Genomic DNA, 12,825 nt, shown 5'->3' with positions numbered 1-12,825 from the left:
GCAGTTGTTCATCTATTCTGAACACAGATCTTGCGAGCCTGGCGAATGAAGGCCAAATTAGGAAGTCGCACAGGAAGGCGTCCGATTATCATGAACTTCTGAGCTGTCCCGGTTGGCCCTCGCGCTAAGGTAATCGACGGAGGTCGGTGATGCTGCAGACGGTCCAGCGCGCGGCGCAGGTGTTGCGCTTGTTCACCCCAGAGCAGGCGGAGTGGGGTGTAACCGAGGTGGCAGCGGCGCTCGGGCTACCGAAGTCAGGCGCTCACTCGCTCCTCAGTACCCTGGCGAGCGAGGGGCTGCTCCAGCGTATTCCAGGAGGCCGCTACCGCCTCGGCTGGAGCCTCTTCGAGCACTCGCAGACCCTGCTGGAAACGACCGACTTCCTGCTCATCGCCCGCCGGGTGATGGAGCAGCTCGTCGCCGGCTGGGGCGAAACGACGCACCTTGCGGTGCTCATCGACGGCCAGGTGCTTTACGTTGAAAAGCTCCAAGGAGACCGAGCGCTCGAGATCGTTCTCTCGCGCGTTGGCAAGCGCCTCCCCGCTCACTGCAGCGGTGTGGGGAAAGTCCTGCTTGCACACCGGCCCTGGGAAGAGGTCCTGGCTATCGTCAAGCGTCAGGGCCTGCCATCCCTTACCCCGAACACGATCACGAGCATCGATCGCCTGCGTATCGAGCTGGAAGAAGTGCGACTGCAGGGGTTCGCCTACGACCAGGAAGAGGTCATGGTCGACCTCTGTTGTGCCGCCGCCCCGATTCGCGACGAGACCGGCGAGGTCATCGCGGCCCTGAGCCTGTCCGTTCCGGCCTACCGGTTCTATCCCTACCGTCAGCGACTGACGACGGCCGTCATCGAAGCTGCGCAGCATGTCTCGATGCAGCTCGGGTACTACGTGGAGACGCCGGAATGGACCAGGCCCAAGCGGTCCGGGTCGCGATCTGCAGCCTGGGCGACACGAGCTTGAACCTGGCATGCGAGACGTGATAGGCCCGGAGACCAGCATCGCGAAGCGAGCCTGGAGCGGGGTGTCCGGACAAGCGACTGTGGGGCTGCCAGAACGCAACCCCACAGTCGATCGAGTACGCTGCTGAGATGAGCCCTCGCTCAGTCATCGGCATGGGCCGGCTCTGCGACCTCCACCGGTGGCGTCCCGTACAGGAAGAACTCGGCGGGCAGCGGCGAGCCGAACCAGATGATGCCCTTGTCGAGCTCCTCCTCATGCCAGGTGATCGGCTTCCAGTCGGGATCGAAGATCAGGTACCCCGCATCGCCGAAGAGCTCGACGCGGTTGCCGCCCGGCTCGATGACGTACATGAACATCGCCTGGCTAATCCCGTGCTTGCCGGGGCCAGCCTCGATCTTGATCCCCACCTCGCTGAAGATGTCGGCGATGTCGCTGAGGTGTTGCGGGTAACCGTACCAGTAGCACACGTGATGCAGCCTGCCCCGGCTGCCGGTCTGGTCCATCATGAAGGCGATCTCGTGCACCAGCGGGCTGACGCTCAGCCAGGCGCCGGCCTCCTTGCCGTTGTTGAGCTGGATGTTCTCGCGCAGCCGGAAGCCGAGCACATCCGTCAGGAACTGCCGATTCTGCGTGACATCGGACGCCAGCAGATTCACGTGGTCGATCCGGCGTACCGGTACCCCGCGCAGCGGACGCCGCTGCGGGCGGTTGATCAGTTTCGTCTTGGCCTCCGCTGGCGTGCGGTAGTACTCGACCTCCCAGAGCAGCTCCATCGGGTGGCCATCGGGAGTGCGGAAGCGATAGGCGCGACCGTGCCCGAGGTCACCCTCGTGCCAGCCTTCACCCAGCCCGGCCGCCTCGATCGCCTGCACGCGCCGCTCGAGCGCCTGCGGTGAGGTCGTCCGCCAGGCCACGTGGCCGAGGCCCGGCCTGGAGGCCTTCGTGACCTTCAACGTGTGGTGGTACCAGTCCTCGTAGGCCCGAAGGTACACCGAGTCGCCACGTCGCTCGGTCTCCTCCAATCCGATGAGCTCCTTGAAGAACCAGAGCGTCCCCTCCATATCTGGAGTGAGGATCTCGGCATGCGCGAGCTGCGCCACGTCGAAGATCGGCTCCGCGCCGTTTCCAGCGGTCATGGGCTCACCTCCCTGATGACCGAACCATCGCCTAGTACTGCGTGCCGCTGGGGCGCCCACCCCGGCGCTCGGGCCGTGCCTCCGTTCCCAGTCGACGCTGTGGCCTTTCGATGCGTCCGTAGCGAACGAGACCCCATCTCAGGACTGCCCTGCCTCGCGCACGCGCTTCCACACCCAGCTCACGTCGTCGTTGTTGATCAGATCGGGAGCGCGCCAACCTTCCAGGTCGTATTCGCTCAAGCACTGTTCGGCAAACGCCTTGAGCCGATCGACGCCACCGATCGCGGTCTCCGCCAGCAGCACCTCGAGCCGGATGTTCTCGTGGTTGCCGGCGTAGTTCCGCTCGTACAGCTCGTGACGACCGCCGAACTCGCTGATGACCGAGTCGTAGAGCAGCTTCATCACCTTGATCCGGTCGTGCGCGTCGTAGCCGTTTGAGCCGCGGACATACTTCTCCAGGTACGGCCGCTCGTCCGGATTGAGCAGATCAGCCGCGTGAGACGGCAGGTAGATCAGCGAGCTGGACACGTCGTCCAGCACGATCTGTCGCACTCGCGACCAGGCTGTCGGCGCCAGCACCCGGTAGGCCAGGCCGTACTCGAGGTTCGGCAGGACAAAGCCGTCCACCCACGGGATCGGGTTGCGGCACATCGCCTCGGTGATCGCCCAGAAGAGATTGCGCCATGCGAGCACCTCGCCGACCCGCGCCTGCACACCGCGGAAGTCCTTGGTGCCGGCGGCCTCGATCGCCTTGAGCAGCACTCCAGCGATGAAGTCGAGCTTGACCGCGAAGCGCGTGCAGCCGTGGAGCGTGAAGCGCGGAATGAAGCCGGAGAGCGGGAAGAAGTTGTTCACCTTGTCCACGTCGCCGTAGACGAAGATGTTCTCCCACGGCACCAGCACGTTGTCGAAGATGAAGACTGCGTCGTTTTCGTCGAGCCGGCTGGAGAGCGGGTAGTCGAACGGGCTGCCCATGACGGCTGCGGCGTACTCATAGGAAGGCCGGCTGATCAACTTCACCCCAGGAGCATCCATCGGCACGGTGAAGATGAGAGCGAACCTCTTGTCTTTGATCGGCAGCGGCCCGTAGTGGGCGATGAAGTTGTAGTGAGTCAGAACCGAGCCGGTCGCGACCACCTTGGCCCCGCTCACCACGATTCCGGCATCGGTCTCGCGCTCGACGTGCATATAGACATCGCCCACCTCATCCGGCGGGCGATTCCGGTCGACTGGCGGGTTTACGATCGCGTGGTTCCAGTAGAGGACGCGCTCCTGGCCGAACTGGTACCAGCGCCGGGCGTTCTCCGAGTACGGATCGTAGAAGGCGGCGTTGGCGCCGAGCGTGCCGAGGAAGCTCGCCTTATAGTCCGGGCTGCGGCCGAGCCACCCGTAGGTCATCCTCGCCCACTCGGCGATCGCGTCCCGGGCCTTGACCAGATCCTCTGCCGAGCGCGGCGCGCGGAAAAACGGGTGCGTGAAGCCACCGTTACCGGTGTCGGTCTCCACCGTGAGCACGCCCTGCTTCGCCGGATCGTGCAGCGAGTCGTACAGCCGAGCAACCATGCGCGCGGCATTCCGGAAGGCCGGGTGGGTCGTCACGTCCTTGACCCGCTCGCCGTAGACGTAGACCTCGCGGCCGTCTCGAAGGCTCTCGAGGTACTCTGCTCCAGTGAACGGGCGCACTGCAGTCTGTGTAACTGCCATCTCCTGCCCCCTATTCCTTGTGCCGGCCTATTTGTTCCACTATACTGAACGCCCTCGAGACACTTCAATAGCGGAATTCGGATGAAGCGAATTTGCTGGGGGATTTCCTCCCCTGTTTCACGGGCGGGCCGGCCAGATGGCTTCGGTAATTCCGCGGGAGCCCGGTGCCCTCTCGCTCACGCACAGTCGATCGCCGAGAGCGGGCAGGGCTACCGTAACCGGGCTGGAGGCGGCTTTCTCTCGCGGCCAGTCCGGCTGCCGGTCGAGCGCCTGAACGAGCGCGGTAGAGCCCACGGTAGCTAGCTGAGCCTGGCGGACAACGCTCGAGTACGCGGAGGCCGACCCGATCACCGGCGCGCGGCCTTGGCCTGCTCGCCCACCCCTTCGGCCCAGAGCGAAGGTTCTCCATTCGTTGTCGTTCAAGCGGGAACATTGTCCGGGAGAGCGCGCATTCGGGAGCACGCTGCCAGTTACGCGACCACGGCGCTGAGTGGCCGGAGCACCTGAAACGACATCCAGGAGCACCGCGATCGACCGGCGGAGATAGGATGCGGGCGCGCCGAACGGATCGACGGCGAAAACCCCTGGCCCTTCGGCGGATGGCTACGGGATATGGAAATTTTCGCTCCAGGCATAGGAGAGGACTTCATTCTGAAAAGTATACACATGTCCGTGGCTACTATTGAGTCAATACCAGGACTATCTTGATTCCTCCCTTGACAGAGACGTTCGATAGATGTGTGCAACATATCTGCTTGCTGCCGAGCATACTCCAGATTTCTCGATGGAGCACGCCACGAAATTCGGCTGAACCGAAAAAGCGACTTGCCCAGCCGAACTGGCCAGTCTATCATGACTGCAAGGACGAGGGGAGACAACCGCGCGTGCTCACCGTTCGGCGTCTGGCCCAGATCCTACGACTGTTCACACTCGAGCAGTCCGAGATCGGCGTGACGGAGGTCGCGCACGCGCTCGGCATCGCGCCCTCCTCTGCGCACGAGCTCCTCTCCAGCCTCGCTGAAGAAGGTTTGCTCCGGCGCACGAGCAATCGCCGGTACCAGCTCGGCTGGATACTCTTCGAGCGGTCGCAGATGCTGCTCGACACGAGCTGCTTGCTCAAGGCCGCGCGGCCCGTAATGCAGCAGCTCGTGGCTGGCTGGGGCGAAACGACGCACCTCGCCGTGCTCATCGACGGCGAGGTGCTCTATGTCGAGAAGGTGCAGGGCGACCGCGCATTGGAGATCGTGCTCTCAGGCGTGGGCAAGCGACTCCCCGCCCACTGCAGCGGCGTGGGGAAGGTACTGCTGGCGCATCGCCCCCAGGAGGAGGTGGAGGCGATCGTCCGCGCGAGAGGTCTGCGAGCCTTCACGCCGAATACCATCACGGATATCCGGCGGCTCACGCGCGAGCTCGAGCGCGTGCGTCTCGAAGGCTACGCGCTGGATCAAGAGGAGGCCATGATCGGCCTCTGCTGCGTGGCGGCTCCGATTACCGACCGTCGCCGGCAGGTCATCGCGGCCATGAGCCTGTCGGTTCCGGCGCATCGCTTCTATCCCAACCAGCAACGACTGATAACAGCGATCACCGGCGCGGCAAGGAGGGTCTCAGAATCAGTCGAGTCGTACGAGGAGGAACAGCTATGGCGGAGTCGGATAGAGTTAAAGTCGCGATTCTCGGCTCGGGCAACATCGGCACCGACTTGATGTACAAGATCCTGCGCGATCCCGGCCACATGGAGCTCGCGCTGGTGGCCGGGATCGATCCCCAGTCAGAGGGACTGGCCCGGGCCCGCTCGCTCGGCATTCCGGCCAGCCACGAGGGTATCGCAGCGGTCCTCGCTGATCCGGAGATCAAGATCGTCTTCGACGCCACCAGCGCCAAGGCGCATGTGCGTCATGCCAAGCTGCTGCGCGAGGCCGGCAAGATCGCGGTGGACCTCACGCCGGCCGCCCGAGGTCCCTATGTAGTCCCGCCGGTCAATCTCGGCCAGCACCTCGACGAGCCCAACGTCAACCTGATCACCTGCGGCGGGCAGGCAACGATCCCGCTGGTCTACGCGGTTAGCCGGGTCACTCCGGTGCGCTACGCCGAGATCGTCAGCACGGTGGCCAGCAGATCAGCCGGGCCCGGCACGCGCCAGAACATAGACGAGTTCACATTCACCACCGCCCGCGGCCTGGAAGCCCTCGGCGGCGCCCAGCAGGGGAAGGCGATCATCATCCTCAACCCAGCCGAGCCCCCGATCTTGATGCGCAACACGATCTATGTGATCCCTGCGGGCGATTTCGACAAGGACGCCGTCGTCGCGTCGGTTGAGCAGATGGTCGCCGATGTGCAGCGCTACGTCCCCGGTTACCGGCTCAAGAGCGCACCGGTCTTCGACCGGCGCTCGACCCCCTGGGGCGAGCGGGTCGTCATCGCGATGCTGCTCGAGGTGACGGGTGCCGGCGACTTCCTCCCGCCCTACTCCGGCAACCTCGACATTATGACGGCGGCCGCGCGGCAGGTCGGCGAGCTGTTCGCCCGGCACCTGCTCGGCGTGCGCGAGGAGGTGGTGGCATGAAAGCGCCACGGGTGACCGATACGACCCTGCGCGATGGCTCGCACGCGATGAAGCACCAGTTTACCCGCGAGCAGGTGCAGCAGATCGTCCAGGCGCTGGACGCCGCTGGCGTCCCGGTAATCGAGGTGACCCACGGTGACGGGCTCGCGGGGAGCTCGATCCAGTACGGTTTCTCCGGCACCTCGGAGATGGATTTGATCGAGACCGCGCGGCAATCCGCCACCCGTGCCAAGATCGCCGCCCTGCTCATCCCCGGCATCGGCACCCGGCAGGAGCTACGGGAGGCTGCCCAGCGCGGTGTCCAGGTGGTCCGGATCGCCACGCACTGCACCGAGGCCGACATCTCCGAGCAGCACTTCGGTCTGGCCAAGGAGCTGGGCCTGGAGACCGTGGGCTTCCTGATGATGGCCCATATGCGGCCACCGGAGTTTTTGGCCGAGCAGGCCGCGCTGATGGAGTCGTACGGCGCCGACTGCGTCTACATCGTCGACTCGGCCGGCGCGATGCTGCCCGACGATGCCCGGGCACGCGTGCGTGCCTTGAAGGAGCGGCTTTCGATCCAGGTCGGCTTCCATGCGCACAACAACCTCGGCCTGGCCATCGGCAACACGCTGGCCGCCATCGAAGCCGGAGCCGATCAGGTCGATGGCTGCCTCCGGGGACTGGGCGCCGGGGCCGGCAATGCTCCAACTGAGCTGATCGCCGCCGTGCTCGACCGACTCGGCATCAACCCGGGTCTCGACGTCTTTGCGCTGATGGACGCTGCGGAGTACGTCGTCGCGCCCATCATGCCGTACCAGCCGATCCCCGATCGCGACGCGATCACTATCGGCTATGCCGGAGTCTACTCGACGTTCCTGCTGCACGCTCGACACATCGCGGCCGAATTCGGGCTCGACCCGCGGGAGCTGCTGGTCGAGCTCGGCCGGCGCCAGGCCGTGGCGGGGCAGGAAGACTGGATCCTCGACGTTGCGGTCGATCTGGCACAGGCCAAGCAGCGAGTAGCTTGATCCTGCTCGATCCGCTCACGGGGAGCGAGCGCGAGAGGAGACCACGATGACTCCTCGGGCCAGACAGCAGACGCCGGCCGCGGCTCAATCGAGGGCAGCCGTTTCGCCGGACACCTCGAGCAGCATCGACCCGCGCGAGTTCCGCCGCACGCTCGGCCGATTCGCCACCGGCGTCACCGTGATCACGACAGTCAGCGGAGCGACGGTCCACGGGATGACCGCCAATGCCTTCATGTCCGTATCGCTCGATCCTCCCCTGGTGACCGTGGCGGTCGATCACCGCGCGCGCATGCACCGGTTGCTGGAGGAGACCGGCCGCTACGGCGTCAGCATTCTGGCCGAGAACCAGGAGCTGCTGGCCCGGCATTTCGGCGGGCGCCCGCAGGTGAGCGAGGAACCCCGCTTCGAATGGCAACATGGCCTGCCCCTGATCGAAGGGGCGGTAGCTCATCTGGTCTGCCGGATCGTGCAAGCGGTACCGGCCGGTGACCACACGCTGTTTATCGGGCAAGTAGAGCATCTCGACTGCCGAGACGGCGCGCCGCTGCTGTTCTACGGCGGCAACTACCGGTGCCTGGAGGTACAGTTGCACGACTCCGGCGCCTGGTGGTGGTGAGGCTGAAGGAGACGGCCATGGATACATCGAACGTGCCGGTCGAGCGCACGACGTTGCGAGCCGGTCCGTACCGCACGTACCTGTATCGCGCTGGAGCCGGGCGAGAGCCGGCGGTGCTCTTCCTCCACGGCTCCGGGCCTGGCGTGAGCGCCTGGGCCAACTGGCAGTTCGCCTTGCCGGCGCTGGGCCAACGGTTCGACTGCCTAGCCCCGGACCTGGTGGGCTTCGGGCAGAGCGAGCATCCAGATCCGCCGCTCCAGGGCATGGGCGCCTGGATGCGAGCCTGGCTGGAGCAGTTGATCGCGCTTCTCGACTTGGTCGGCATCGAGCGCGCGCACGTGGTCGGTAACTCGATGGGTGGGGCGATCGCGCTGCATCTCCTCTGGCGTCACCCCGAGCGCGTGCGGTCAGCCGTACTGATGGGAACTATTGGCGTGCCGTTTCGGATCACCCCGGGACTCGACGGCACCTGGGGCTTCTATGACGAGCCGACCCTCGAGCGCCTCACCCAGATCTTCCGCTGGTTCGTCTACGATCCCGAGCGCGTGGGAGGTGACCTCGAGGCGATCGCCCGCCAGCGTTATGAATCGACGCAGGAGCCGAACGCTCGCCGTAGCTTTGCCGCGATGTTCCCGGCCCCGCGCCAGCGCCACCTGGATGAGCTGGTCGTTCCCGACGACGCCCTTGCGAGCATCCAACAGCGTGTCTTGTTGGTTCATGGCCGCGATGACCAGATCATCCCCCTGGACACCAGCCTGTACCTACTTCAGCGGCTCCCCCGCGTGCAGTTGCACGTCTTCGGGCAGTGCAGCCACTGGACGCAGATCGAGTACCGCGACGCCTTCAACCGGCTTATCGCGGATTTCATCGCCGGGGAGCTGTAGAGATGCTGCTCCTGAAGGTCACCATGCTCGAGGGTCGCACGACTGGGCAGAAGGCAGAGTTGATCCGGCGGCTCACCGCATCTGCTGCTCGACACCTGGGCTGGCCAGCGGAGGAGATCCGGGTGATCATCTACGAGGTGGGCCGTGACGAGTGGGGCAGTGGAGGACGAACCATGGCCGAGCGAGAGGGAGGGGAGGACGATGCTCAGCGGCGCTGAGCGAGCGCTGCTCGATCTGATCCGGTCGGCTCGCCAGGCCGGCCGGCTGCTCGACGCGAGCGAGGAGCCGGGCGGGGTCGACCTGGACGGCGCCTATCGCGTGCAGGCGGCGCTGCTGGAGGGCCAGGCGCTGCGCGGCTACAAGCTGGGCCTGACCAGCCCCGCCAAGCAGGCGCAGATGGGGATCGACGAGCCGATCTTCGGGCGAGTGACAGCCGGCATGCTGTTGGAGAGCCCGGTACAGCTCGGCCGCTTCTTGCAGCCCCGGATCGAACCGGAGCTGGCGATCGTCCTGCGCGAGGACTTGCCACCGGGCTCGACCCCCGGTGCTGGCCGGCTCGCTGCTGGTGCGGTCTTCCTCGCGATCGACATTCTCGACAGCGTGTGGAAAGACTACCGTTTCAGCATCGCCGGGGTGGTGGCCGACAACGCCTCCGGGGGCGGCTTCCTCCTCGGCGAGCGCGCGCTGCCGCTGCAGCTCGACGGCGAGCTCCGCCTCTATCTCGATGGCGAGCTGCTGGCGGAAGGACCGCTCGGCACGCTCGGCAACCCGGAGGAGCGGCTGTGCTGGTTGGCCGAGGCCACCGGGGGGTTGCAGGCCGGCCAGGTCGTGTTTCTCGGCGCGCCGGCCGCGGCGGTCCCTGCCCGGCCGGGCGTGCTCGAGGTGCACGGGCCCGAGGGCAGCGTTTTGCTCGCCCGGCTCGAGGCGTGAGGAGGGAACAGAGCGATGGCAGAGCAGCGCGTCGTTGCAGGCCCGGACATCGAGGCGCTGGCCGAGCGGCTCGACCACGCCTGGGAGACGGCGACCACGATCCCGCCACTGACCGAGAGCGTCGGCCCGCTCAGCCCAGCCGACGCGTACGCGATCCAGACCCGCTGGAGCGAGATGCGCGCACGCCGAGGCGAGCGCACCGTCGGCCGAAAGATCGGGCTGACGAGCCGGGCCATGCAGGAGCAGATGGGAGTCTTCGAGCCGGACTACGGCAATCTCTGGGCCTCGCGCTACTTCCCGGTCATACGCGGCCGGGCCGAGGTGCCCGCCCAGCTCTTCATCCAGCCCAGGCTCGAAGGCGAGCTGGCCTTTCTGATCGGCAGGCCGCTCGCCGGCCCCGGAGTGACGCTCCAGGCTGTGCTGGCAGCCACCGAGGCCGTCGCGCTCGCGGTCGAGATCGTGGACAGCCGGATCGAGGATTGGCGCATCAAGCTGGCGGACACCATCGCCGACAACGCCTCCTTCGGCGGCTTCGTGGTCGGCTCTTGGAACCGAAGCCTCCGCGAGGCCGACCTGCGGACGATCGGTATGCTGGTCCACCACAACGGGCGGCCCGCCGTGGAGGGGATCGGCGCCGCAGCACTCGGCCATCCGGCCCGCGCGGTCGCCTGGCTGGCCAACAAGCTGGGCGAGTTCGGCGTTCGGCTGGAGCCGGGCGACATCGTGCTCTCCGGCTCGCTCGCCCGCGCCATCCCGGCACAGGCCGGCGATCTGTTCGTCGTCGAGATGTTCGGCCAGCCGCCGCTCACGGTCCGCTTCGTCTAAGGTAGCACAGCCATCGCCCCGTCGAGGATTGTACGCGCCCGTCGCGGTGCGCTGCGGCTGGGCATACCGGCTGGCGCCGTTGAGCCCACTTTCAGCCGGCCACGCGGCCGCGTGCGGCTCGGCAAGTCTCACCGCTGGGTAACGGCTACCAGTTCGAGCCTCCTACTCGAGGGCAAGCAGCAGGGTAACCTGCTCAGGTGTGTGGGATCACGGCCCGCGGGCATCCCGGCCGCCAGGCCGGGCCTTCTGACCTATTGCCCTGGCGACGTGGAGAGCCTTATGAACCAGCCATCGATACCTTGCGTTACAAGGTACCTTGTGGTATTATGAAGGCATGGATACGGCGGCTCTTATGTCCCAGATGCGGCGAGGAGCGCTGGAGTACTGCGTGCTGGCCTTGCTGGCCCGCCGCGAGTACTACGGCTTCGAACTGGTGCAGGAGCTCTCGCGGGTCGACGCGCTCCTCACGTCGGAGGGCACGATCTACCCGCTGCTGAGCCGCCTTCGTCGTGAAGGACTGGTCGAAACCGAGTGGCGCACATCGCCCGCGGGGCCACCGCGCAAGTACTACCGCTTGACCCCGGCCGGCAGGGCCGCGCTGGCAGCGTTTCGCCAGCAGTGGATCGCCTTCAGGCAGGCCGTCGACGGGTTGCTCGACTCGCTGGAAGGAGAGACCAAGTGAGCGACGATCCCCTTCGCCCCCTCGTCGAGCGCTACCTGCGCGAGGTCGCTGACGCGCTGAGTGACCTCCTACCCGCGCAGCGGCGCGAGATTCTGGACGACCTCCGCACCCACATTCACGATGCGCTCGCCGCCGTGCCCGATCCGGACGAGGCGACGGTGCGCTCGATCCTCGACCGGCTCGGCACCCCGGACGAGCTGGCCCGCGAAGCGCGCGAGCGGCTGGGTATCGTGGGCTCCGCGCCGGAGCCGGAGACAGCAAGGCGACCGGGCCTCTTCGAGACCATCGCCGTGGTGGCGACGGCGATCGTCTGGCCGATCGGCCTGGTGCTGGTTTGGCTCTCCGAGTCCTGGCAAACGCGAGACAAGCTGGTCGCGAGCGCATTGCCGCTGCTAGGTCTCGCCCTGGTTGTGCTCTGGGTTACCCCAATACGCGTTGATTCGCGCGTGGAGAGTTACGAACTCGCGACGCCGGTGACGTACTCGCCGGGCGCCGAACCGTCCGTTGCCCCGCCAGTGGGAACCCCCACAGTCCTCGCCACACCCCCATCGCATCCACGAACCACGGTCGAGCGCGCGAACTGGGCATCACTGCTGGGAATCGCGATCCTATTGGGAGGTTCCTTCGGCTTGCCGTTCGCTTCGGCGCTCTACCTCGCCTTTCAGCTTCGCCGTCCAAAGACCAGTGCGCTGCACACAGGCGGCACGAGCAGTTTCACTGCAGCCGGGCCAAGCCCGCGCCATGTCCCGTAGTGGCGCGGCGTGCTCCCGTCAACCGTCCCCTTCAAGATCTGCGAGCGCCGTACCGGTTGTAGCTGACGAGCTCGGCCAGCGGCTTGCGGCCGCCACGAGCGGGATTCGGGCGAGGGTCACGCACCGAGCGCGGGTAGCCGATAGCCACGATCGAGCGTGCCGTGCGCTCCTGTGGGATGCCGAGGATGCGCTTCGCCTCACCCTGCTGCGAGGCGTCGCCGTACCAGGCAACGCCGCCGCCGAGCCCGAGCAGCCTGGCCGCGACCAGCAGGCGTTCCGTGACCCGGCCCTCATCGTAGGCCTCGCTCGTCTCGCTCTCGCCGTCGAGCACGATCGCGATCCCGAGAGGCGCTTCGGCCACCCAAGCGATCGGTGGGCGGAGTTGGCTGATCCGGCGCAAGGTCTCCCGGTCATCGACCACGATGAAATGCCACGGCTGAGTATTCCGCGAGCTCCCGGTCCAGCGGGCAACCTCCAACAGCTCGGTGATCACATCCTCGGGGATCGGATCCGGCCGGTACTGGCGGATCTGCCGCACCTTCCGCATCTGCTCCAGCATGTCGCGGGCGTTCGACAGCACTGCCATCGTGTCGCTCACCTCCCAGTCCGCTCATGACGCAAGAGCCAGTACTGCCCCAAAGTATGCCGCTCCGACCCAATCTCACCATGCAGGCGCCTCTGAGCTAGGAGAGCGCTGTCACGGTTTTCCCGGCACGACCCCGCCTCGTCGCACTGGTAGAATTGCGCGGAAGCCGGCG

Annotated in this window: 14 protein-coding genes; 11 read left to right on the top strand and 3 right to left on the bottom strand. The window is 66.3% G+C overall.

From position 1 onward, the window contains the following. Nucleotides 1-149 precede the first annotated feature (149 nt). Entirely contained in the window at nt 150-965 is an 816-nt protein-coding gene (locus NET02_RS01555) for an IclR family transcriptional regulator (RefSeq protein ID WP_284055611.1), read from the top strand. Between the two features lie 140 nt (nt 966-1,105). On the opposite strand, the gene NET02_RS01550 is transcribed toward NET02_RS01555, so the two are convergent. Further along, on the bottom strand, nt 1,106-2,101 hold the full coding sequence (locus NET02_RS01550; RefSeq protein ID WP_284055610.1) for a catechol 2,3-dioxygenase: 996 nt from the start codon (nt 2,099-2,101) through the stop codon (nt 1,106-1,108). 138 nt (nt 2,102-2,239) lie between these two features. Next, the gene (locus NET02_RS01545; protein ID WP_284055609.1) at nt 2,240-3,805 is read right to left on the bottom strand and encodes a 4-hydroxyphenylacetate 3-hydroxylase N-terminal domain-containing protein; all 1,566 of its coding nucleotides are present in this window, start codon (nt 3,803-3,805) and stop codon (nt 2,240-2,242) included. A gap of 884 nt (nt 3,806-4,689) precedes the next feature. Between NET02_RS01545 and NET02_RS01540 the strand changes: the two genes are divergently transcribed. The 10 genes from NET02_RS01540 to NET02_RS01495 all read left to right on the top strand — a co-directional run bounded on the left by NET02_RS01540 (nt 4,690) and on the right by NET02_RS01495 (nt 12,067). Beyond that, complete coding sequence (locus tag NET02_RS01540; RefSeq protein ID WP_284055608.1) at nt 4,690-5,508, top strand: IclR family transcriptional regulator; 819 nt, start codon at nt 4,690-4,692, stop codon at nt 5,506-5,508. Then, on the top strand, nt 5,445-6,368 hold the full coding sequence (locus NET02_RS01535) for an acetaldehyde dehydrogenase (acetylating) (RefSeq protein ID WP_284055607.1): 924 nt from the start codon (nt 5,445-5,447) through the stop codon (nt 6,366-6,368). Before NET02_RS01540 ends, NET02_RS01535 begins: the two co-directional genes overlap by 64 nt. Continuing rightward, on the top strand, nt 6,365-7,378 hold the full coding sequence (dmpG, locus tag NET02_RS01530; RefSeq protein ID WP_284055606.1) for a 4-hydroxy-2-oxovalerate aldolase: 1,014 nt from the start codon (nt 6,365-6,367) through the stop codon (nt 7,376-7,378). Before NET02_RS01535 ends, dmpG begins: the two co-directional genes overlap by 4 nt. A gap of 46 nt (nt 7,379-7,424) precedes the next feature. Next, the gene (locus tag NET02_RS01525) at nt 7,425-7,994 is read left to right on the top strand and encodes a flavin reductase family protein (protein WP_284055605.1); all 570 of its coding nucleotides are present in this window, start codon (nt 7,425-7,427) and stop codon (nt 7,992-7,994) included. 17 nt (nt 7,995-8,011) lie between these two features. Then, nucleotides 8,012-8,878 (top strand): alpha/beta fold hydrolase, encoded by an 867-nt coding sequence (locus NET02_RS01520; RefSeq protein ID WP_284055604.1) that lies wholly within the window; start codon nt 8,012-8,014, stop codon nt 8,876-8,878. A gap of 2 nt (nt 8,879-8,880) precedes the next feature. Then, entirely contained in the window at nt 8,881-9,096 is a 216-nt protein-coding gene (locus tag NET02_RS01515) for a tautomerase family protein (protein WP_284055603.1), read from the top strand. Next, a complete protein-coding gene (locus NET02_RS01510; protein WP_284055602.1) occupies nt 9,080-9,808 on the top strand; it encodes a 2-keto-4-pentenoate hydratase in 729 nt (242 codons plus the stop codon). The genes NET02_RS01515 and NET02_RS01510 overlap by 17 nt, the downstream gene beginning before the upstream one ends. 15 nt (nt 9,809-9,823) lie before the next feature. Beyond that, on the top strand, nt 9,824-10,633 hold the full coding sequence (locus NET02_RS01505; protein ID WP_284055601.1) for a 2-keto-4-pentenoate hydratase: 810 nt from the start codon (nt 9,824-9,826) through the stop codon (nt 10,631-10,633). Between the two features lie 352 nt (nt 10,634-10,985). Then, nucleotides 10,986-11,315, top strand: a complete 330-nt coding sequence (locus tag NET02_RS01500) for a PadR family transcriptional regulator (RefSeq protein ID WP_284055600.1) — start codon at nt 10,986-10,988, stop codon at nt 11,313-11,315. Beyond that, nucleotides 11,312-12,067 carry a DUF1700 domain-containing protein gene (locus NET02_RS01495; RefSeq protein WP_284055599.1) on the top strand — a complete coding sequence of 252 codons (756 nt, stop codon included), beginning with the start codon at nt 11,312-11,314 and terminating at the stop codon, nt 12,065-12,067. The genes NET02_RS01500 and NET02_RS01495 overlap by 4 nt, the downstream gene beginning before the upstream one ends. A gap of 31 nt (nt 12,068-12,098) precedes the next feature. On the opposite strand, the gene NET02_RS01490 is transcribed toward NET02_RS01495, so the two are convergent. Further along, nucleotides 12,099-12,653: a nitroreductase family protein gene (locus NET02_RS01490; RefSeq protein WP_284055598.1), complete on the bottom strand. Its 555-nt coding sequence runs from the start codon at nt 12,651-12,653 to the stop codon at nt 12,099-12,101. Nucleotides 12,654-12,825: the final 172 nt, after the last annotated feature.

Origin of the sequence: Thermalbibacter longus, from assembly GCF_023806485.1 — a bacterium.
GTDB classification, from domain to species: Bacteria; Chloroflexota; Chloroflexia; order Thermomicrobiales; family Thermomicrobiaceae; genus Thermalbibacter; species Thermalbibacter longus.
The sequence above is the reverse complement of the archived record's forward strand: the minus strand, read 5'-3'. Positions and strand labels throughout refer to the sequence as shown.

Coding starts and splice junctions, on each gene's coding strand:
- NET02_RS01550 (WP_284055610.1), bottom strand. CDS start 2,101: ATGACCGCTGGAAACGGCGCGGAGCCGATCTTCGACGTGGCGCAGCTC.
- NET02_RS01535 (WP_284055607.1), top strand. CDS start 5,445: ATGGCGGAGTCGGATAGAGTTAAAGTCGCGATTCTCGGCTCGGGCAAC.
- NET02_RS01525 (WP_284055605.1), top strand. CDS start 7,425: ATGACTCCTCGGGCCAGACAGCAGACGCCGGCCGCGGCTCAATCGAGG.
- dmpG (WP_284055606.1), top strand. CDS start 6,365: ATGAAAGCGCCACGGGTGACCGATACGACCCTGCGCGATGGCTCGCAC.
- NET02_RS01510 (WP_284055602.1), top strand. CDS start 9,080: ATGCTCAGCGGCGCTGAGCGAGCGCTGCTCGATCTGATCCGGTCGGCT.
- NET02_RS01515 (WP_284055603.1), top strand. CDS start 8,881: ATGCTGCTCCTGAAGGTCACCATGCTCGAGGGTCGCACGACTGGGCAG.
- NET02_RS01545 (WP_284055609.1), bottom strand. CDS start 3,805: ATGGCAGTTACACAGACTGCAGTGCGCCCGTTCACTGGAGCAGAGTAC.
- NET02_RS01490 (WP_284055598.1), bottom strand. CDS start 12,653: ATGGCAGTGCTGTCGAACGCCCGCGACATGCTGGAGCAGATGCGGAAG.
- NET02_RS01520 (WP_284055604.1), top strand. CDS start 8,012: ATGGATACATCGAACGTGCCGGTCGAGCGCACGACGTTGCGAGCCGGT.
- NET02_RS01500 (WP_284055600.1), top strand. CDS start 10,986: ATGTCCCAGATGCGGCGAGGAGCGCTGGAGTACTGCGTGCTGGCCTTG.
- NET02_RS01505 (WP_284055601.1), top strand. CDS start 9,824: ATGGCAGAGCAGCGCGTCGTTGCAGGCCCGGACATCGAGGCGCTGGCC.
- NET02_RS01555 (WP_284055611.1), top strand. CDS start 150: ATGCTGCAGACGGTCCAGCGCGCGGCGCAGGTGTTGCGCTTGTTCACC.